This is a genomic window from Stenotrophomonas sp. FSL W7-1447 (assembly GCF_037966425.1).
GTDB classification, from domain to species: domain Bacteria; phylum Pseudomonadota; class Gammaproteobacteria; order Xanthomonadales; family Xanthomonadaceae; genus Stenotrophomonas; species Stenotrophomonas pavanii.
The window spans coordinates 3913645-3932635 of the sequence record NZ_CP150199.1 but is presented as its reverse complement, the minus strand read 5'-3'; the positions used below and the strand labels follow the sequence as shown (position 1 = coordinate 3932635).

The following is an 18991-nucleotide window of genomic DNA, read 5'->3' as shown; positions in this document are numbered from 1 at the left end:
CTACCCATGGGAGTCGGTGCGCGGGCGCCACGGCGGTTGCGGATCAGCGGGCGGCGGCGATGGCTTTCACCCGCGCCTTGGCCAGCGCTTCACCGATGGCCGGGCCCTTCAGGTGCGTGGTATCCAGGTCCCGCGCCTGCACTGACAGCGCCGCCTGGTGCAGGCGCTTGAGCGTTTCGCCCTGGGGGTAGTCGGCATCCTCGAAGCCGAGCTGGCCGCGCTTATCGGCCTCGCAGCACAGTGCGATGCGGGCCACGCGTTCCGGCCGGCGCAGCGCATCGCAGCGGCCCAGCAGTTCCAGCACGGTGGCATCGCGAAGTTCGTCGATGCGGTGCACGTTCAAGTGCTCGCGACACACCGCTTCAGCCAGCTGCTGGTGTTCGGCGGGAATCTTCAACCGCGCACACAGTGCCTTCAGCGGCTTGATGCCGCGCTGCTCGTGCATGATGTGGCGCGGCCATTCCTCCGGCGGGGTCAGGCCCTTGCCGAGGTCGTGGGTGAGGGCCGCGAAACCGACCAGGTCATCGCCCGGCGCCAGCCTGGCAGCCATGTCGCTGACCATTTCCTGGTGGATGCCGGTATCGACCTCGGGGTGGAATTCGGCACGTTGTGGCACGCCATACAGCGCTTCCAGCTCGGGCAGGATCGGGCCCAGTGCATGCGCATCGTGCAATGTGCGCAGGAACGCGGAGGGCCGCTCACTGACCAGCGCCTTGCGCAGCTCCTGCCAGACGCGCTCGGGCACCAGCGCGTCCAGCTCGCCACTGGCGGCGACCTCGCGCATCAGTGCCAGGGTCTCTTCGGCGACGGTGAAGCCCAGTGGCGCGAAGCGCGCCATGAAGCGCGCCGCGCGCAGCACGCGCAGCGGATCTTCCACGAACGCAGGGCCGACATGGCGCAGCACGCGTTGCTCGATATCGCGCACACCGCCGTAGGGATCGACCAGCGTGCCGGTGTCTTCGTCGCAGGCAATCGCGTTGATGGTGAAGTCGCGGCGCTGCAGGTCCTCCTCCAGCGTCACCGCCGGATCGGCATCGACCACGAAGCCGCGGTAGCCACGACCGGATTTGCGCTCGGTGCGCGCCAGCGCGTATTCCTCGCCGGTCTTCGGGTGCAGGAACACCGGGAAATCGCGGCCGACGGCGGTGTAGCCCTGCGCTTCCATCTGCGCGGGCGTGGCACCGACCACCACCCAGTCATGGTCGCCGGCAGGTCGCTGCAGCAGGCGGTCACGCACGGCGCCGCCGACAAGATAGATCTTCATGGCGGGAATCATCGCATGCCCGGTGCAGATGCACCGGTAGTGCCGGCCGCTGGCCGGCGGCACTACCGATACAGCGGCCAGCCTGATCCAGGCCAGCAGGCTCATCGTTTCACTCCCCAGGGCGTGGACACCGGGGAATGCCGGCCAGCGGCCGGCAGTACCGTGTTGCGATCAATCGCCGCCCTGCTCGGCGTCGGCCGCGCAGCTGAAGCGCTTGCGCTTGTCCACCAGGCGGCCCATCAGGCGGTCGCTCAGCGGCAGTGCATCACCATTGAGGCGCCAGTCGTAGATCACGCTGAAGGCCAGCACGCGGGCGACGTACTCGCGGGTTTCCTTGTAGCTGATGGTCTCGATCCACAGATCCGGATCGAAGCCCGGGCGCTGGCCCTGCCAGCGAGCCGTCGGCGTCGGCCCCGCGTTGTACGCGGCGATGGTCACGTACGGCAGGCCGTTGTACTTGTTCATCAGCTGGCGCAGGTAGGCGGTGCCGATCGCGATGTTGGTGTCCGGGTCGTACAGGCTGTCGGCGCCGCCGTAGCCGGTCAGGCCGATCGACTTGGCCACGATGGCACCGGTGGCCGGCAGCACCTGCATCAGGCCCATGGCGTTGGCAGGCGAGCGCGCGCGCGGGGTGAACGTGCTCTCGGCACGGATCTCCGCCGCCACCCAGGCCGGATCGATCGCGTTGCGTGCCGACTCGCGGCGGATGGTGGCGTCGTGGTGCAGCGGGAAGCGGAGGTCGTACAGGCGCTGTTCCTGCGGCTGCTTGCCGAGCGCGAACACGGCACGGTCGAACCAGCCGTTGTCCTGCGCCACGCGCACGGCGAGGCGGCGCTGGGTGTCATCGAAGCGCGACAGCGCGCTGTTCCATTCGGCGACGGCCCAACCGGCGCGGTCGATCTGGTACAGCGCCATCGCCCGCTGGATGGCCGGATCGCGCGCGATCACGGCCTGTGCCTGCGCGCTGTCGTTGGGCTTCCACGGGCACAGGGTATAACCCTGCTGCAGCTTGTCGGCGGCAAGGAAACCGTGGAAGGTCGGTGCGCGTGCGGCTTCGCGGAACAGCGGCTGCGCCTGCTGGGCCTGGCCGGTCTTCTCCAGCATGCGGCCTTCGAAGTAGCGCCAGCGCGGGTCGCTGCGCTGCTTGCTGCCCATCTTGCGGATGGCGGTCAGCGCCGCCGGCCAGCCGCCGCGCGACATCGCTTCGCGCACGCGCCACTCGTGCAGGCGTTCGTCATAGGCCGACTCCGGCACCGCGTTGAGGCGGCGTGCCGAATCGGGCAGGTAGGACGCCACCGTCCACAGCGCGATCTGGTACAGCACCTGGCCCTGCTGGTCGGCACTCAGCCCCAGTGCCTGCGCGTACTGCGGCAGCTGCTGTTCGGTGGCGGCCGGGTCGGCCTTGGCCAGCTTGGCCAGGCCATCGGTGGCGATGCGCCGGCTGCGCTCGTTGCGCGGCCAGTTCAGGGCGCTGGCGTTGGGCTTGTCGACGAACGCGGCGTAAGTGTTGGCCAGTGCCAGATCGGTGGCAGGCAGGCCGCGGGCCGCGCTGCGCATCACGGCGGGCTGCTGCGCGTCGGCGGCGGCATCGATCCGTTCCCAGCGCAGGGCGTCGCTCAGGCCGCCTTGGGCCTGCAGCACGGTGAACACCGCATCGCAGCTGTCCGGCAGCGGCTTGCCGTTCTTGCGCCACAGCTCCTGCGCTTCGCTGATCCACTGCGGATCGACTTTGCCGGTCACCTGGCGCGCGGTCAGTTGCGCACAGCGCAGGCCGGCGTTGTCGGTGGGCGCCCAGTTGGCCAGCAGGGTCGGCCAGTCCTGGCGGCGGGCGAGCGAGGGCAGCCACACGCTGCGGAACGTGCTGGCCACGGCCTGGCCCTCATAGCGCTTGAGGAAGGCCTGTGCCTGCGCGGTATCGACGGTGTCGATGTTGCGGCGCAGGTTGGCGTACTCCAGCCAGCCGTACGCCGGGTGGCGGCTGAGCGCAGCGGCCTGGCCAGGATCGAACTGGCCGCGTTCGGCGGCCGCGATCGCGGCTTTCAACTGCGCGTTCTGGGCGTCGAGGGACTGGGCATTGGCGCAGCCGATCAGCAGCGTGGTGGCCAAGGGCAGCAGGGACAGGGCGGTCGGAGATCGTCGGGTCATGGCATGCAGCATAGCGGGCGGTGGCTGAATTCAGTTTCGCATTGCGTGCACGCCGGGCGTCGGCAACGACAGCTGAATGAATCCGTAGAAGCCCCTGCCGCAGCGGGTGACAGTCGTCGTAACGTCGGCCTTGGGCGAACGGCCCGGCTGCAGGGAGCGGCACATGGCGTTCAGTAGCGCAGTAAGAAGCGGCCCGCTGGCGGACATCAATGTCACGCCATTGGTGGATGTAATGCTGGTGCTGTTGATCATCTTCATCGTGACCGCGCCGATCGTGGCCCGGCCAATCGCCGTGCAGTTGCCACAGGCCACCGATCGCGTGGTTGACCGTCCCGAACCGCCCCCGCCGATCGAGCTGCGCCTGGACGCTGGCAACCAGCTCAGCTGGAATGGCCAGCCGATGGCGATCAGTGAGCTGCAGGCGCGCCTGCAGGCACAGGTGGGCGAACATGCCGGCAACCTGCCGGAGCTGCGCATCGCCACCGACCCGGCGGCCGAGTACGAAGGCATGGCGCGGATATTGGCTGCGGCCGAGGCGACCGGCATGGAGCGGATTGCCTTCGTGCGATAGCGCGTTGTCTCACTGCCGCTCATGCGGTGATTGCTGCATGAGCGGCGCTTGCCCTGCTGACAGCGTCGCATCCAGGATCCGCAGAAAAGCCATTTCAATCTGCGCCGGAACCGGGGTCGGATGTGCTCGCCACCTTCCGGTCTCAGGGTCATGTTCAACGTCGAAAGCGGTCAACTCGGCTCTCTCGAAATCCACCACAACCGTCAATCCCTCTCCTGAGGCCGAGGCCGCATTCCTGGGAGAGGGGCAGTTGTTGCACTCGACCACGCCGCCTGCCCTCGATTCGCCGGCTAGGGGAAGAAGCAGCGTGATCACCATCATGACGCTTGGCACGGCAGTTGATGCTTTCATGATCGATCCTCCCGCGAATGGCTGGAGGTGCGAGTCTGCACCGGGTCGATCAAGCGGGCCTTCTGAATGAAGGAATTTCAGACTATTCCTGAAATGGTGCGGCAAAGGCACTTTCATGCGCGCGGCAGTTTCCGGCGCACGCTGTCGTGGCCAGCATCAAAGCGTAGGCGGCAGAACATTACCGTCCGGTTCTAAACGGCACTCATCTGACGCAAATGTCATGCAATTGCGTCAATTCCGCGTGAAAGAGTGTCGATCGTCACGCCGTGATTTTTACCGCTTGTTTACAAAGGAGACGCTGCCGCCATGCAGGGGGGAGCGCGGCAGTCCATGTCCCGACATTCCTTTGGAGAGAGAGCGAATGAATCACCTGCACCACCGCCCGTTGGCGGTTGCCGTCGCGCTGTGCGTGATGGCCCTGGCCCCGTTGGGTGCCGCTGCACAATCCACCACCAACCTGGATGCGGTGGAAGTCACCGGTACCCGCATCAAGCGCGCTGAAGTCGAGGGCCAGGTCCCGATCCAGACCCTGACCCGCGGTGACATCGAACGCACCGGCCTGAACTCGATCAGCGAGGTGCTGCAGCAACTGACCGGCTCCGGTTCGGCGCTCAATGCCAAGTTCAATTCGTCCGGCAACTTCGGCTTCCCGCCGGATGGCAGCGGCGTGGGTGCCGGCTCGGCGCAGGTCGACCTGCGCCACCTCGGTGCCAAGCGCGTGCTGGTGCTGGTCGACGGCATCCGCTGGGTCAACGAGTCGTCCGCATCGGGTGTGGGTGCCGCCACCGACCTCAACACCATCCCGCTGGCCATCGTCGAACGCATCGAGGTGCTGGAAGACGGCGCATCGTCGCTGTACGGCTCCGATGCCATCGCCGGCGTGGTCAACATCATCACCCGCCGCGACTTCGACGGCGGCCAGGTGACCCTGAACTATGGTGAGTACAGCAAGGGCGACGGCACGCAGAAGGGCGTGGATCTGGCCTGGGGCAAGAGCGGCGACCGCTTCAGCCTGTTCCTGGGCGCCAGCTGGACCAAGCAGGATCCGGTGTTTGCCAAGGACCGCGAACAGTCGCGCTTCCCGATTCCCGGCACCGGCCTGGCCTTCGGCAGCGGTGGCATCCCGCAGGGCCGCTTCATGTTCACCGATCCGAACACCGGCGCGGTGCAGAACATCGTGCCCAACAGCGGTGTCAGCAATCCACGGTACGACGGCAGCGCCGGCTGCAACCGCAGCGATGACTACCATTGCTTCACCACCGCCGACCGCTTCAACTTCGCCGAATACAACATGGTACTCACGCCGTCCGAGCGCAAAGGCCTGTTCGGCCAGTTCCGTTTCGACATCACCGACAACGTGCAGTGGTACATCAAGGCGCTGGGCAACCGCCGCGAGTCGACCAACCAGGCCGGACCGGAGCCGTTGTTCTTCGGTCCTGACGGCGCCACCGGCAACCCGCTGGCCGACAACATCGTGGTCTCGCGCCTGAACCCGTACAACCCGTTCGGTTTCGATCTGGTGTCCGGCGACAACATGAGCCTGATCGGCCGCCGTCCGGTGGAGGGCGGGGCACGCGTGTTCAAGCAGGAGGTCAACACCACCTACGTGGCCACCGGCCTGGTCGGCAACTTCCATGCCGCCGACCGCAGCTGGTACTGGGACGTCAACGGCATCTACAGCAAGAACAAGGCCGAACAGACCAACTACGGCAGCTACAACATCTACAACGTCAACCTGGCATTGGGCGATCCGGCGGTGTGTGCGGCCACGCCGGGATGCGTGCCGCTGAACATCTTCGGTGGCGCCGGCTCGATCACCCCGGACATGCTGAAGTGGATCCAGCCGGTGGTGCGCGACCGCAGCCAGAACGAGCTGAGCCTGTTCACCGCCAACCTGTCCAGCGACCTGTTCACCCTGCCGGCGGGTCCGGTATCGTTCGCCAGCGGCTACGAATATCGCAAGTACAAGGGCTGGTACCAGCCCGACCCGCTGACGGTGATCGGCCACTACAACGGTGTGCCGTCGCAGCCGACGTCCGGTTCGTATGACGTCAACGAAGCGTATCTGGAGTTGAGCGTTCCGATCTTCGCCGACTCGCCGCTGGGCAAGAAGCTGGACCTGAGCCTGGCCGGCCGCTACTCGGACTACTCCACCTTCGGTGGCGAGTTCACCCCGAAGTACGGCCTGCGCTGGCAGGTGACCGACGACTTCGTGCTGCGCACCACCTACGCCGAGGGCTTCCGGGCGCCATCGATCGGCGAGCTGTACGGCTCGGCCGCACGCGCCGACCTGCAGCTGTTCGATCCGTGCTCGGTGGGCCTGGGCGGTACCGCGCCGCGCGGCAGCGCCGCCAACTGCGCCGCGCTGGGCGTCCCGGCCGGCTTCCAGCAGGCCAACTCGCAGATCTCGGTGACCACCGGCGGCAACCGCGAGCTGGAACCGGAGCGCTCGCGCAGCTTCAGCGCCGGCTTCGTGTGGAGTCCGTGGTTCGGCAACAACGCGTCCTGGTCGGAGCGCTTCGATGTGGAAGTGACCTTCTACCGCCATGCCATCGATGGTGCGATTCAGGCCATCAACGCCCAGACCCAGCTGGACCTGTGCGTGGACACGCTTGACCCGCTGTATTGCGGTGGCATCACCCGCGCCAGCACCGGCGCGGTCAGCAGCTTCAACAACCGGCTGACCAACCTGGGCTCGATCAAGACCGATGGCTGGGACGTGGACCTGTTCTGGACCTTGCCGCAGACCTCGGTCGGCCAGTTCAAGCTGGCCTGGAAGAACACCTTCGTCGGTCGTTACGAAGCCACCGGCGCGGCCGGGCAGAAGCAGCCGCAGAAGCCGGGCGTGGAAGTGGCCGACAGCTCCATTCCAGAGTGGACCAGCAACGCCAGCATCGGCTGGACGCTGGACCGCTGGAGTGCGAACTGGACGGTGCGGCACATTTCCGAGCTGACCGAGAACTGTGGCGATGCGGTGGCATTCCCGGTCTGCAGCAACCAGGCCGCCGGTACCAACACGCTCTCGGCCACCACCTTCCACGACGTGCAGGTGGGCTACAAGATCGACTGGATGAAGGGGCTGCAGCTGACCGCGGGCCTGAACAACGTGTTCGACAAGGATCCGCCGATCTGCCTGTCGTGTTCGTTGAACGGGTATGACGCCTCGACCTACGACATCCCGCGTGGCCGTTACTGGTACCTGCGCGCGGACCTGCGGTTCTGATGTGACGGTGGCAGCGCCGGTCAGTTCCGGCGCTGCCTTGCGGGCGTAGAGCCGAGCCCGCGCTCGGCTCAACAGGCGCGGGGCGGTCGTACCCCGCGTCTGATCAGAACGCCCAGGTGAACGTCAGCGAGCCATTGCGGCCATCGCCGTAGGCACCGTAGCCGTTGACCTGCGACAGGTACTTCTTGTCCAGCAGGTTGTTGAGGTTGGCCTGCACGCTGAACTCCGGCGAGATGCGGTACCGCAGGAAGGCACTGACCAGCGCGTAGCCGCTCTGTTCGATGCGGCCGTAGGCCGGCACCGGGTAGTAGATGCGGTTCTGCCAGTTGGCGCCGCCGCCGACGGTCAGTGCCTGCAGCGACTGCGGGGTGTAGCTGGTGAACAGTTTCAGCGCGGTCTGCGGCAGGTTGGTGTTGATGTCGGCGCCGTTGATGTCCTTGGCCACATAGCGCGACGCACCGAAGGTCGCGTTCCAGCCCGGGGCGAGTTCGCCGTTCACCTCGAACTCGAAGCCGCGGCTGACGGTGCCGCGTGCAGCGCGATAGGCGAACTCGTTCTGGCTGCCCTGCACCGGCTCACCGGTGGCCTGGCCGACGTTGTCCTGTTCGATGCGGAACACGGCCAGCGAGGCATTGAGGCGGTTGTCGAACCACGCGCCCTTGACGCCCACCTCGTAGCTCTTGCCATCGACCGGATCGAGGTAGCTGCCATTGCGGTCCTTCAGCGTCTGCGGCTGGAAAATCTCGGTGTAGCTGGCGTAGGTCGAGTACGTCCCGTTGATGTCGAAGACCAGGCCAGCGTACGGCGTGGTCACCTTGTGCGCGCGGTCGGCGCCTTCACCCTCGCTCTTCCAGTCGGTGTAGCGTGCGCCGATGATCAGCTTCAGCGGATCGGCCAGCGACAGGCGCGCGGCCGCGTAACCGGCCTTCTGCGTGATGGTGCCCTCGCTGGCCAGGGCCAGCGGGTTCCAGTTCGGCTCACCGATCTTGCCCGTCCAGTTCAGATAGCTGGCGAACGGATCCCAGGTCTGGCCCGGGCCACCGACCTGATAGTCGCCGTAGTTGGCGTACTCGCGCTTGTTGTAGCTGAGGCCGGCCATCAGCTGGTGCTCGCGGCCGAACAGCTGGAACGGGCCATCCACGTAGCCGTCGACGCCAGTGACCTTGCGCTCGGTGTTGTACAGGCCTGCGGACGGCGAGATGCCCGCGCCAGTGGCCCGGTCGAAGTTCGAGGCGCCCGTGGTCCAGTCGTTGTAGGCGGGGTAGAACAGCTTGTCGTCGGCCCTGGTCTCATCGTGCGTGGCCCCCACCTTGAATTTCCAGCCGCTGCTGAAGGCGTGTTGCAGGGTGGCGAAGGCCCGCTTGCTGGTGGTGTCCCAATAGGTCCACTCCGGGCTGGCGTTGAACGATTCGTCGTAGCCGGTGCGCGAGCCATCCGAATACAGCATGGGGAAACCGCCCCAGGTCGCACCATTGGCGCGCTTCTGCTGGTAGTCGTAGCCCACGCTCAGCTGCGTGTCCGGGGTCAGGTCGGCATCGATGACCGCATAGCCCAGCGTCTTGCGCTGGTTGTAACGGTCCATCTGGCCGTCGGTGTCCAGGTAGCTGCCGATCACGCGGCCGCGCACGCTGCCGCTGGCATTGAGCGCGCTGCCCACGTCAACGGTGGTGCGGGTACGGCCCCAGCTGCCGACGTTCACCGACACGCTGCCGGCCAGCTCGGCGCTGTCGGCGTGCTTGCGGATCAGGTTCACCGACGCGGATGGATTGCCGGCACCGCTGAGCAGACCGGTGGCACCGCGCACCACTTCCACACGGTCATACAGCGCCAGGTCCAGCCCGGAGTCGCCGTAGCTCCAGTTCTGCACCATCTGCGTGGGCAGGCCATCGAACTGGTAGGCATCGATGTAGAACCCACGCGCGTAGAACTCGGTGCGCTCGCTGTCGGACTGGGTGCTGGTCACGCCGGTGGTGTTGGCCAGCACGTCGATGATGTCGTCCAGCTTCTGATCTTCGATGCGCTGGTGGCTGATGATGCTGAGCGACTGCGGGATCTCGCGCGGCGCCAGGTCGAAGCGGGTACCGGCCGAGGTGCGGCGCACCGAATAGCCTTCGGCGCGTTCGCCCTTGACCACGACCTTGTCCAGCGTGGTCGGGTCGGCGGCGGTGTCGGCGAAGGCGGCCGGGGCCACGCTGCAGAGCACGGCGAGCACGGCAACGGACAGCCGCTTCGGCTGCGGGATACGGAGGGCGGAACGGGTCATGGAGGTCCTGGGCGAGCACGCGCGCTCGGCCGGCATCCAGGAGGCGAGGCGCTACGGGTAGGGGAAGGGCGGGCAGGCCGTCCTGGCACCACCGGAAACGAAAGAAATGTTAATACGAACTATTCCTATTTACAAATCCTGAACGAGGAAGGCGCTTGGGCAGGGCCCGACGCAACAGTTGGGGTCAGCGCAGCAGTGGCAGCGGATCGCGGGCACCGTCGGTGCCGTAGACGCCCCAGTGCAGATGCGGGGGCGTGCCCTTGGCATTGCCGCTGTCGCCGACGTGGCCGAGCAGGTCGCCGGCCTGGACCACCTGGCCGCGCGCCAGGCCCTCAGCCCAGTCTTCGAGATGCGCGTAGTAGTAGCGTTCGCGACCGGGCCCGATCACCCACACCTGGCGCCCGCCGAGGCCACCCTCACGGACGTCGGCGATGACGCCAGGCGTGGCGCTGCGCACCGGGGTGCCACGCCTGGCGAAGATGTCGATGCCGGCGTGGGAGCGGTCGCGACCGCGCGGTGCGCCGAACGTATCGGCGATCTGCCCGGGTCTGACGCCGTCCACGGGCACCGGCAGTCCGGTGGCCGGCGGCATCCGCGAGAGTGTCCACAGCATCTTCGGTGCGGCCGCCCACGGGCTGTTCCACACCGCCATCACCGCAACAAGGGCCACGGCCAGCCACAGGCCGCGCAGCAGCCAGCGGCGCAGGCGGCGGGCCGCGGAAGGGGAATCAGCGGATGTCATGCCAGCGGCACCTCGAAACTGCGCTTCAACGTGCCCAGCGCCACCGATGTACGGAAGCGCTCGATGTTGTCATCTGCGCTGAACAGCCGCTCGGTGATCGCCTCGTACTCTTCCATCGACGCGGCCGAGACCAGCAGCAGGAAATCGCCATCGCCGGTGATCGAGTAGCACTGCTGCACCGCCGGGTCGTCCTGCACGCGGCGCTTGAACGGTGCCACGCGGTCGCGCTGCTCGCTGACCACGCGCACCTCGACGATGATGGTCAGCGGTCGCCCGACCCTGGCCGCGTCGACCACCGCCACGTTGGCGGCGATCACGCCGCCGTCCTGCAGGCGCTTGATGCGGCGCTGCACGGCCGGCGCGGACAGGTGCACAGCCTCGGCGATTTCGCGTTGCGGCAGGGTGTTGTCCCGCTGCAGCAGGTCGAGGATGGCGCGGTCGAAGCTGTCGAGCACGGGGGCGGTGGCCATGGCGAGCAGAAGTTGCACGAACGGGCCGTCAATTGAGCCAAGTGCTCGGCGCCGGCGCAATAGACTTTGCCCATGCAGACCCCACGACTCGCGCCGATGTTACCGGCGCTGGCGGTGCTTGGCTCGGTCACCTCGCTGGCCATCGGCACCTCCTATGCAAAAAACCTGTTCCCGCTGATCGGCGCGCAGGGCACCAGCGCGCTGCGCGTGGGCTTCTCGGCCCTGTTGCTGCTGCTGTTCTGGCGGCCGTGGCGCTGGAAGACCGGCCGCGCGGATGCGATCACCATCCTGCGCTACGGGCTCACCCTGGGCCTGATGAACCTGCTGTTCTACATGGCCCTGCGTACGATTCCCTTCGGCATCGCGGTGGCCATCGAGTTCACCGGGCCGCTGACGGTGGCGATGCTGTCGTCACGACGACCGATCGATTTCCTCTGGGTGGGCTGTGCGGCGGTGGGGTTGCTGTTGCTGCTGCCGATCGGCGGCGGCCCGGCGCTTGATCCGGCCGGCGTGCTGTATGCGATGGGTGCTGCGGCGTGCTGGGGCCTGTACATCGTGTTCGGCAAGCGTGCCGGGCACCTGCACGCCGGGCATTCGGTGTCGCTGGGGCTGCTGGCGGCGTCGCTGGTGGTGGTGCCGGTGGGCGTGGTGCACGCCGGCGCGGCGCTGCTGGACCCGAAGATCCTGGCCGCCGGCCTGCTGGTGGCGCTGGTCTCCAGCGCGATCCCGATGTCGCTGGAAATGATGGCGCTCAAGCGCCTGCCGAAGGAGACGTTCGGCATCCTGATCAGCATGGAGCCGGCGGTGGCCGCACTGTGGGCGATGCTGCTGCTGCACGAGCACCTGCATGGGCTGCAGTGGCTGGCGATCGGCTGCACGGTGCTGGCCTCGGTGGGCAGCACGATGATCGCGCGGCGCCTGAAGGCACCCGTCACCGCCTGAAAAAAGGGGACGGAGGGGATTAAGTCGTTTATGCCCTGATTTAGCGGGCGCCAGGCGGCGGCCGGCGCGAAGCGTGCGGACCAACGGTCCGCACCTACCAGGGCGGCGGTTCAGCGCAGGGCGTCGGTCGGGACGTCGATCTGCATCGCCAGGGCGAGGTGATCGGAGAACGCGGCCGGTACGGCTTCCACGGTGCGGGTCAGCAGTCCGCTGCTGACCAGGATGTGGTCGATGGCGCGATCGGGGCGCCAGCTGGGGAAGGTCGGCACGATGCAGCCGGGCGGCTGCAACCGGGTCTTCTGGTACAGCACCTGCATTTCCGGGCGTTCGGCCAGGCAGTTGAAGTCGCCCATCAGCACCGCGTTGGGGTGGTCGGACAGCAGCTCGGCGATGAAGCCCAGCTGCGACATCCGCGAGCCCGCGCCCAATGACAGATGCGCCACCGCCACCGCCAGGCCATCGGTACCGTCGCCGAACTTGGCCAGCAGCACGCCACGCCCGCCGATGCGGCCGGGCAGGGCATGGTCCTGCACTTCCACCGGTTCCAGCTTGCTCAGCAGGCCATTGGCACTGGACGCCACGCCGCCCATGCGCCGGTTCGGCTGGTGGCTCCAGTAGTTGAAGCCGGCGCGCTGGGCCAGGTAGTGGGTCTGGTTGGTGAAGCCCGAGCGCAGGCTGCCCGGGTCGGCCTCCTGCAGGCCGACGATGTCATGGTCGCGCGCCAGGGTGGCGATCGCGTCCAGGCTGCTGCGCTTGCGACCCGCCGGCAGCGCATGTGACCAGCTGCGGGTCACATAGTCGCTGTAGCGGCGGGTACTTGAGCCGGCCTGGATGTTGGCCGTCAGCAAGCGCAGGGTCCGTGTACGGGGGGAATTCACGGCCGGGAAATGCGTCTCTTGGATCAGTGAGCCTGGGCCGCACCGCGTTCGCGGGCGATCAGGTGGTCGGCGATGCGCAGCATGTCCGGGAAGCTCTTGCCCTTCACCAGGTACTTGCCGTTGACGATGATCGACGGGGTGCCGCTGATCTGGCTGCGCTGGGCGAACTGCTTGGCCGAGTTGGTCTTGGCGTTCACTGCGAAGCTGCCCATGGTGGCGGCGAACTGCTTCGGATCCACGCCATAGGCGGCGTAGAACTTGGCGATGTCTTCCACCGAATCACGGCCGCGCTCGCCCTTCAGGGTCTTCTGCGAGTGGATGGCGGCATACAGCGCTTCGTGGGTCTTTTCCTGCACGCCCAGGGTCTGCGCGGCGTAGAACGCACGGGCATAGTCATCCCAGGTGCCGCCGAACATGGCCGGCACGTAGACGAAGTTGACGTCGCTCGGCAGGCCGGCCTTCCACGGGCCGACCAGCGGCTGGAACGCGGCGCAGGCCGGGCAGACGTAGCCGAAGATCTCGGTCACTTCGATCTTGCCGGCGGCCGGCTGGAACGGCTGGCCGTTCGGGATCACCTGGTAATCGGCGCCTTCCACCGGGGCCGGGCCGGTCAGCGCGGCGGTGGTCGGGGCGCGCGGCGGCCGGAGTCGCTTCGGCCGGGGCCTTGTCGCCTTCGGCGGCAGCCGCGCGCGGCGCCTTCGCTGCCCGCCGCGGCGCAGCGGCCGGTTCGGGGGTGGCCGGGGCGGCGGCCGGTGCGGCCGGGGCCGCGGTGGTGTTGGTGCTGCCGTCATCAGCCTTGCAGGCAGCCAGGATCGGCAGCAGCGCTGCGAGGGCGAGGGCGTAACGGATCTTCATGGAAACGTCTCCAGCATCTGGAAAGGTGGGGCCGGCGCCAGGCGCCAGCCAGGGGGAAATGATGACATGCGGCGGCGACAGCGCCGTGTCGAGGGTGGGCGTTGGTTCAGCGGCCGCGGGCGGCGCGGGCCTGGGCGATCAGCGCCGAGGCGATGCGCAGCTGGTCGTCGAAGCTGTTGCCGCGCACCAGGTACTGGCCGTTGATGATGATGGCCGGGGTGCCCGGCACCTTGGTGCGCTGGGCGAACGCGCGCGCGGCCTCAACCTTCTTCTGCACGGCATCGCCGCGCAGCGCCTGGAGGTAGCGGTCCGGGGTCACGCCGTAGGCCTTGTAGAACGTGGCGAGCTCATCGGCCGAGACGTTCTGCATCGGCAGCGATCCCTGCTCGTGCAGGGCCTTGAACACGGCAGCGTGGCTGCGCTTGGCCACGCCGACTTCGTCGGCGGCGTAGTAGGCCAGTGCCCAGGCATCCCAAGCGCCACCGAAGGCCGCCGGGACCGGCGTGAAGCGCACGTCGGCCGGCAGCTTGGCCGCCCAGGCTTCCAGCTGCGGTTCGAAATGGGCGCAGTGCGGGCAGGTGTAGCCGAAGACTTCGACCACCTCGATCTTGCCGGCCAGCGGCTGGAACGGGCCCGGCTGGGCGATGCGCTCGTAGTCTTTGCCCTCGACCAGCGGGGCATTGGCGGGGGTGGCGGCGCAGGCTGCCAGCGGCAGCAGCACCAGCACGGACAACAGCAGGCGGGAAATCAACCTCATCGACACGCATCTCCGTTGAAAAAAGCAACGCCGGCGCAGCCGCCGGCGTGAAGGAAACATACCGCAGCCGTGGGCCGACGTCGCGGCCCCGGCCGACCAGTGGTGCTCAGGGGGCGGCAGCCGGTTGCGTCGGCGTGGCCGCAGCGGCCACATCGTCGGCCTTGTTGTGCAGGCCCTGCAGGTAGCTCGATAGGGCCTGCACCTCCTGCTCGCTGAGCTTCTGCGCGACCGTGGCCATGATCTGGAAGTGCGCCTTGTCGGTCTCGTTGGTCTGGCCGGCCTGGTACTCCTGCAGGCGGCGCGCGACATAGCTGGCGTGCTGCCCACCCAGGTGCGGATAGGCCGGGCCGGGATTGCCGGCACCGCTGGGGCCGTGGCAGGCCATGCAGGCCGGCAGGCCACGCTTGGCATCGCCGCCACGGTAGAGCTGCTGGCCGATCTCGTAGAACTTCATGCCCTTGTAGGGGCCGTCGGTGACCACCGTGTCATCGGCGATGCCCGCGTTGGCCTTCTGCGTGGCGAAGTAGGCGCCGATATCGCGCATGTCCTGCGGGGTGAGGTTCTGCACGAACGGCACCATCGCCACTGCTGCGCCGGAACTGCGCTGGCCATTGGCGATCAGGGCCATCTGCTGGGCCACGTAGCGTTCGCTCTGGCCGGCGATGGACGGATACATCTCCACCGTGGAATTGCCGTCGGCGCCATGGCAGGCCGCACAGGCCGTCGCCTTGGTCTGGCCGGCCTTGGCATCACCCCAGTGGGTCTTGCTGAAGTCCACCTCCAGCGACGCGGTGCGGATTGGCCCGTTGTCGGGCAGCGGAGTCAACGTGGTCTGCGCGAACGCAGCGGCGGCAACGACTACGGCAGTGGCAAGGGCGGATACGGCAAGAACGCGAGCGTGGCGCATGCTGAAGCTCCGTATGGACCGGGCCGGGCGATGGCGGCCGGCATCGCCCGGATTATCAACGCCGTTTCCGCGCACGGTCAACGCAGCAGTGCAGCAAAAATGCCGGCACGGGCCGCCGGGACGGGCGCGCGGCGCCGCAACATGCGATCCTAGGCATATGTCATTGCTCATCGAACGCGCCCGTTACCACCTCTCGGCCCACAACGTGCGGCAGCTGCCGCCCGATGAAGGGGCTGAAGTGGCCTTCGCCGGCCGCTCCAACGCCGGCAAGTCCAGTGCGCTCAACGCGCTGACCCGCCAGAACGCCCTGGCCCGTGTCTCCAAGACCCCCGGCCGCACCCAGCAGCTGGTGTTCTTCCAGATCACTCCGGACGCGCACCTGGTCGATCTGCCCGGCTATGGCTACGCCAAGGTGCCGCTGGACCTGCAGGCGCACTGGCAGGCCTTCATCGACAGGTATTTCCGCACCCGAGAGGCCCTGAAGGGGCTGGTGGTGGTGATGGACATCCGCCATCCGCTGAAGGACTACGACCGGCAGATGCTGGCTTATGCCGTGCAGCGCGGCCTGCCGGCGCACGCGCTGCTGACCAAGGCCGACAAGCTCAGCCGCAGCCAGCAGATGCAGACGCTGCAGAAGGTGCGCAAGGAGCTGCACTCGGCCTATGGCGACAGCGTCAGCGTGCAGGTGTTCTCCGGCGAAGACCGCACCGGCGTGGACGAAGCCCGCGGCGTGATCGGCGGCTGGCTGGGGCTGGAATAAGGCTCTCCGGTCGCCCGGCTGGCAGCCGGGCGCTACCCGATCGGGTGGGTGCCGACCTTGGTCGGCACACCCTCACAACGGCGAATACTCCGCCGGCACCCACGCATACGCCTGGCCTTCGCTGCGCACGTGGCCCAGGCCCGGGAACGGCAGGTGTGCACCGGCCACCCACCAGCCGCGGGCGGTGGCCTGCTGCAGCAGGCTCCGGCGGCTGGCGATGGCCGCCTTGCGGTCCGAGTCGGCCTCGAACGCCGCCTCTGGATGCGCGAACTGCACCGCGTGGAAGTGCAGCACATCGCCCCACACCAGCAGTGACTGGCCCTGGCTGTCGAACCGGTAGGAGACATGGCCGGGGGTATGGCCATGGGTATCCATCGCTACCGCGCCACCGGGCAGGGCATCGCCGGGGCTGAAGGTGCGCAGGTGGCCGCTGGCCTGATACGGCGCCACCGCGTTGCGTGCCAGCGGGAAGGCGAAGCGCACGCCCTTCGGCGCGGTGGCCTCGCTGGCCGGGTTGAGCCAGTAATCGGCATCCGCCTTGGACAGCCACACCGTGGCATTCGGGTAGGCCGGCTTGCCCTGTGCGTCGAGTACGCCGCACAGGTGGTCCGGATGGGCGTGGGTCAGCAGCACCTCATCCACCTCGGACGGGTCCACGCCGGAGGCACGCAGATTGCCCAGCACCTGGCCCAGGCCGGGGCCGAAGCACTGCGCCGTGCCGGTGTCGACCAGGGTCAGGTGGTTGCCCTGGCGCACCAGGAAGGCGTTGATCGCGGTCTGCAGGCCTTTCTTGTCTTCCGGCACGTAGCGGCCTTCCAGCAGGCGGCTGACCAGCGTCGCTGGCACATCCACCACTTCCTGACGGCCCAGCGCGACCACGCCATCGAACAGCGCGGTGACCTGCAAGGTGCCGACGCGCTGGTGGTAGACGCCGGGTACCTGCTGGGTGGGCGCGGGCGAGGTAGCTTCGGCCAGCGCAGCCAGCGGCAGGGAGGACAGGGCCAGCAGCAGGGCGCCGCGCAGCGGCAGGGGGTGCAGGGTCATGGCGGTTCTCGGTGAACGGGTGATTCCGTGGTGCCAGCGTGCCGTGACGGGCGTGTGCGCGGCGCTCAATCCGCTGCGCGGAATGCTCAGGGAGGGGGTGTTGTCTGCAGGGCTGCGCCCTGCACCCGCGGTAGTGTAGGCTTACCAGCGGCCGGCACTACCGAAGCAGGGCTGCAAGCCCTGCCGAACCCCCTCAAATGTCGGTCGGAGCCAGTCCGTACTGCTCGGCAAAGCGCTTGCTGAAACTCGCCGCAGACCGGTAACCCGCGCGTGCGGCAACGGTCTTCAGTGGCAGGTCGGTGGTGTAGAGCAGCTGCATGCCATGCGCCAACCGCGCCTCGGTGAGCAGCTGGCGCAGGCTGGTGGCTTCGGCGGCGAGGCGGCGGCGCAGGGTGGCGCCGCTCAGCGCGAACTGCGCTTCCACATCACGTGATTGCCAGTCGCGTGCCGGTTCGGCGGCGATGCGGTCGCGGATCTGTTCGCTCAGGCTCGGCGCCTGCGGCAGCAACAGGTTGCCATGACCCTGGCGGCACAGGGTCAGCACCAGCGAGGCCAGGGCCAGTCGCGCTTCGCTGTAACGCCCGTCCTGCAGTGATTGCCGCCACTGGCGCAGCACCACGGCATGTTCGATCAACGGCAGCCGCGCCATCGCCGGACCCGGCGCGGGAAGCTCTTCGTTCCAGAGCGTACGCGCCGCCGCCAGCACTTCGGCGCAGAGCGGCACGATGGCACTGAGGTAGCGGCCGCTGCAGGGATCAGGGGTGTTGACCACGTCGATGCGGCACCGCTGGGTCAGCAGCAGGATGTCGCCGGGAACGAACGTCAGCGACTGGTGTGCAGTGCGCACCTGCTTGCGGCCTTCCAGCAGGATCGCGAACTGCGGCTGCGGAACCTCTACCGAACTGGCGCCATGCTCGCGGCGCGCGGTGATGCAGGCGTAGCCCTCGGCGCGCCCGCAGCCGGCCAGACTGGCCATCTCGGCCAGCACCGCGGTGGCTGGTGGCAGCATGCCGGTCATGACACCTGGGCACCGAACAGGCGACCGACGCCGGCCGCCGCAGCCATCGCCAACGCGCCCCAGAACATCACCCGGATCGCGCCGCGCACAGGCGGTGCACCCCCGGCCCGGGCTGCCACCGCGCCGGTCAGGCACAGGCCGAGCAGGGTGCTGGCAGTGGTCATCAATGCGACCTTGTCGACCGGCGCGAGCAGGGCGGTCAGCACCGGCAGTGCTGCTCCGCAGGTGAACGCACCGGCCGAGGCCAGCGCCGCCTGCAGCGGGCGCGCGCGCAGGGTGTCGGTGATGCCCAGCTCATCGCGGGCGTGGGCACCCAGTGCATCGTGGGCGGTCAGCTGTTCGGCCACCTGCCGGGCCAATGCAGGCTCCAGGCCGCGGTGGCGATAGATCGCAGCCAGTTCCTCCAGCTCGCTGTGCGGGTCTTCGCGCAGTTCGCGCGTTTCCATGGCCAGGTCGGCCGCTTCGGTGTCGGCCTGGGTCTGCACCGAGACATACTCGCCGGCGGCCATCGACATCGCGCCGGCCACGGTGCCGGCCACGCCGGTGGCGAGGAGGGTGGCAGCGGAGGCGCCGCTGGCCGCCACGCCGACCACCAGGCCGGCCACCGAGACGATGCCATCGTTGGCGCCCAGCACGGCGGCACGCAGCCAGCCGACGCGCTCGGAGCGGTGCAGTTCGGGGTGTCGCGAATGGCGGCTCATGCGCTGAGTGTACGAGGGTCAAGAGGGCGTCGGTAGGATGCTGAAACCCGTCACCGTCGCATGACGCAACGGGGTGCCACGCTATAGTGCGCCCTTGCGA

General features: G+C 68.0%; 16 protein-coding genes and 1 pseudogene. 4 read left to right on the top strand and 13 right to left on the bottom strand.

Going from position 1 to position 18991, the window contains the following annotated elements:
• Window positions 1–43: 43 nt before the first annotated feature.
• A complete protein-coding gene (locus NSQ78_RS18245) occupies window positions 44–1264 on the bottom strand; it encodes a multifunctional CCA addition/repair protein (RefSeq protein ID WP_339208697.1) in 1221 nt (406 codons plus the stop codon).
• 171 nt (window positions 1265–1435) lie between these two features.
• Window positions 1436–3421, bottom strand: a complete 1986-nt coding sequence (locus NSQ78_RS18240) for a transglycosylase SLT domain-containing protein (RefSeq protein ID WP_064239185.1) — start codon at window positions 3419–3421, stop codon at window positions 1436–1438.
• 151 nt (window positions 3422–3572) lie between these two features.
• Here NSQ78_RS18240 and NSQ78_RS18235 point away from each other — a divergent pair, with 151 nt between their 5' ends.
• Complete coding sequence (locus NSQ78_RS18235; protein WP_064239184.1) at window positions 3573–3980, top strand: biopolymer transporter ExbD; 408 nt, start codon at window positions 3573–3575, stop codon at window positions 3978–3980.
• A gap of 9 nt (window positions 3981–3989) precedes the next feature.
• On the opposite strand, the gene NSQ78_RS18230 is transcribed toward NSQ78_RS18235, so the two are convergent.
• The gene (locus tag NSQ78_RS18230) at window positions 3990–4331 is read right to left on the bottom strand and encodes a hypothetical protein (protein ID WP_149901780.1); all 342 of its coding nucleotides are present in this window, start codon (window positions 4329–4331) and stop codon (window positions 3990–3992) included.
• A gap of 361 nt (window positions 4332–4692) precedes the next feature.
• Here NSQ78_RS18230 and NSQ78_RS18225 point away from each other — a divergent pair, with 361 nt between their 5' ends.
• Window positions 4693–7554 carry a TonB-dependent receptor gene (locus tag NSQ78_RS18225; RefSeq protein WP_064239182.1) on the top strand — a complete coding sequence of 954 codons (2862 nt, stop codon included), beginning with the start codon at window positions 4693–4695 and terminating at the stop codon, window positions 7552–7554.
• 103 nt (window positions 7555–7657) lie between these two features.
• On the opposite strand, the gene fhuE is transcribed toward NSQ78_RS18225, so the two are convergent.
• The 3 genes from fhuE to NSQ78_RS18210 form a co-directional block, all read right to left on the bottom strand.
• On the bottom strand, window positions 7658–9817 hold the full coding sequence (gene fhuE, locus NSQ78_RS18220; RefSeq protein WP_064239181.1) for a ferric-rhodotorulic acid/ferric-coprogen receptor FhuE: 2160 nt from the start codon (window positions 9815–9817) through the stop codon (window positions 7658–7660).
• Between the two features lie 184 nt (window positions 9818–10001).
• Window positions 10002–10559: a M23 family metallopeptidase gene (locus NSQ78_RS18215; protein ID WP_064239180.1), complete on the bottom strand. Its 558-nt coding sequence runs from the start codon at window positions 10557–10559 to the stop codon at window positions 10002–10004.
• Window positions 10556–11029 carry an Lrp/AsnC family transcriptional regulator gene (locus NSQ78_RS18210; protein ID WP_053461375.1) on the bottom strand — a complete coding sequence of 158 codons (474 nt, stop codon included), beginning with the start codon at window positions 11027–11029 and terminating at the stop codon, window positions 10556–10558. The genes NSQ78_RS18215 and NSQ78_RS18210 overlap by 4 nt, the downstream gene beginning before the upstream one ends.
• Window positions 11030–11101: 72 nt before the next feature.
• Here NSQ78_RS18210 and NSQ78_RS18205 point away from each other — a divergent pair, with 72 nt between their 5' ends.
• A complete protein-coding gene (locus NSQ78_RS18205; RefSeq protein ID WP_064239178.1) occupies window positions 11102–11971 on the top strand; it encodes an EamA family transporter in 870 nt (289 codons plus the stop codon).
• Window positions 11972–12081: 110 nt separating this feature from the next.
• On the opposite strand, the gene NSQ78_RS18200 is transcribed toward NSQ78_RS18205, so the two are convergent.
• The 4 genes and pseudogenes from NSQ78_RS18200 to NSQ78_RS18185 all read right to left on the bottom strand — a co-directional run bounded on the left by NSQ78_RS18200 (window position 12082) and on the right by NSQ78_RS18185 (window position 15368).
• Window positions 12082–12849, bottom strand: coding sequence for an endonuclease/exonuclease/phosphatase family protein (locus tag NSQ78_RS18200; RefSeq protein WP_049466458.1), 768 nt, complete (start codon window positions 12847–12849; stop codon window positions 12082–12084).
• A gap of 23 nt (window positions 12850–12872) precedes the next feature.
• Window positions 12873–13704, bottom strand: a pseudogene (locus tag NSQ78_RS18195) (thiol:disulfide interchange protein DsbA/DsbL).
• Window positions 13705–13810: 106 nt separating this feature from the next.
• On the bottom strand, window positions 13811–14461 hold the full coding sequence (locus NSQ78_RS18190; protein WP_049466462.1) for a thiol:disulfide interchange protein DsbA/DsbL: 651 nt from the start codon (window positions 14459–14461) through the stop codon (window positions 13811–13813).
• Between the two features lie 106 nt (window positions 14462–14567).
• Window positions 14568–15368, bottom strand: coding sequence for a c-type cytochrome (locus tag NSQ78_RS18185; protein ID WP_064239177.1), 801 nt, complete (start codon window positions 15366–15368; stop codon window positions 14568–14570).
• A gap of 157 nt (window positions 15369–15525) precedes the next feature.
• Between NSQ78_RS18185 and yihA the strand changes: the two genes are divergently transcribed.
• Entirely contained in the window at window positions 15526–16128 is a 603-nt protein-coding gene (gene yihA / locus NSQ78_RS18180; protein ID WP_049466467.1) for a ribosome biogenesis GTP-binding protein YihA/YsxC, read from the top strand.
• 72 nt (window positions 16129–16200) lie between these two features.
• Here the strand turns inward: yihA and NSQ78_RS18175 are convergent, their stop codons facing one another.
• From NSQ78_RS18175 to NSQ78_RS18165, 3 genes are all read right to left on the bottom strand, one after another.
• Complete coding sequence (locus NSQ78_RS18175) at window positions 16201–17172, bottom strand: MBL fold metallo-hydrolase (protein ID WP_049466468.1); 972 nt, start codon at window positions 17170–17172, stop codon at window positions 16201–16203.
• Window positions 17173–17365: 193 nt separating this feature from the next.
• The gene (locus NSQ78_RS18170) at window positions 17366–18190 is read right to left on the bottom strand and encodes an AraC family transcriptional regulator (protein ID WP_053506212.1); all 825 of its coding nucleotides are present in this window, start codon (window positions 18188–18190) and stop codon (window positions 17366–17368) included.
• Complete coding sequence (locus NSQ78_RS18165) at window positions 18187–18891, bottom strand: VIT family protein (RefSeq protein WP_057495007.1); 705 nt, start codon at window positions 18889–18891, stop codon at window positions 18187–18189. Before NSQ78_RS18165 ends, NSQ78_RS18170 begins: the two co-directional genes overlap by 4 nt.
• Between the last annotated feature and the right edge of the window lie 100 nt (window positions 18892–18991).

What these genes read in the sequence shown, in the direction of transcription:
- NSQ78_RS18175 (WP_049466468.1), bottom strand. Translation starts at nt 17,172, where the DNA reads ATGACCCTGCACCCCCTGCCGCTGCGCGGCGCCCTGCTGCTGGCCCTG.
- NSQ78_RS18205 (WP_064239178.1), top strand. Translation starts at nt 11,102, where the DNA reads ATGCAGACCCCACGACTCGCGCCGATGTTACCGGCGCTGGCGGTGCTT.
- NSQ78_RS18215 (WP_064239180.1), bottom strand. Translation starts at nt 10,559, where the DNA reads ATGACATCCGCTGATTCCCCTTCCGCGGCCCGCCGCCTGCGCCGCTGG.
- NSQ78_RS18240 (WP_064239185.1), bottom strand. Translation starts at nt 3,421, where the DNA reads ATGCTGCATGCCATGACCCGACGATCTCCGACCGCCCTGTCCCTGCTG.
- NSQ78_RS18165 (WP_057495007.1), bottom strand. Translation starts at nt 18,891, where the DNA reads ATGAGCCGCCATTCGCGACACCCCGAACTGCACCGCTCCGAGCGCGTC.
- yihA (WP_049466467.1), top strand. Translation starts at nt 15,526, where the DNA reads ATGTCATTGCTCATCGAACGCGCCCGTTACCACCTCTCGGCCCACAAC.
- NSQ78_RS18245 (WP_339208697.1), bottom strand. Translation starts at nt 1,264, where the DNA reads ATGAAGATCTATCTTGTCGGCGGCGCCGTGCGTGACCGCCTGCTGCAG.
- NSQ78_RS18235 (WP_064239184.1), top strand. Translation starts at nt 3,573, where the DNA reads ATGGCGTTCAGTAGCGCAGTAAGAAGCGGCCCGCTGGCGGACATCAAT.
- NSQ78_RS18225 (WP_064239182.1), top strand. Translation starts at nt 4,693, where the DNA reads ATGAATCACCTGCACCACCGCCCGTTGGCGGTTGCCGTCGCGCTGTGC.
- NSQ78_RS18185 (WP_064239177.1), bottom strand. Translation starts at nt 15,368, where the DNA reads ATGCGCCACGCTCGCGTTCTTGCCGTATCCGCCCTTGCCACTGCCGTA.
- NSQ78_RS18210 (WP_053461375.1), bottom strand. Translation starts at nt 11,029, where the DNA reads ATGGCCACCGCCCCCGTGCTCGACAGCTTCGACCGCGCCATCCTCGAC.
- NSQ78_RS18230 (WP_149901780.1), bottom strand. Translation starts at nt 4,331, where the DNA reads ATGAAAGCATCAACTGCCGTGCCAAGCGTCATGATGGTGATCACGCTG.
- fhuE (WP_064239181.1), bottom strand. Translation starts at nt 9,817, where the DNA reads ATGACCCGTTCCGCCCTCCGTATCCCGCAGCCGAAGCGGCTGTCCGTT.
- NSQ78_RS18190 (WP_049466462.1), bottom strand. Translation starts at nt 14,461, where the DNA reads ATGAGGTTGATTTCCCGCCTGCTGTTGTCCGTGCTGGTGCTGCTGCCG.
- NSQ78_RS18170 (WP_053506212.1), bottom strand. Translation starts at nt 18,190, where the DNA reads ATGACCGGCATGCTGCCACCAGCCACCGCGGTGCTGGCCGAGATGGCC.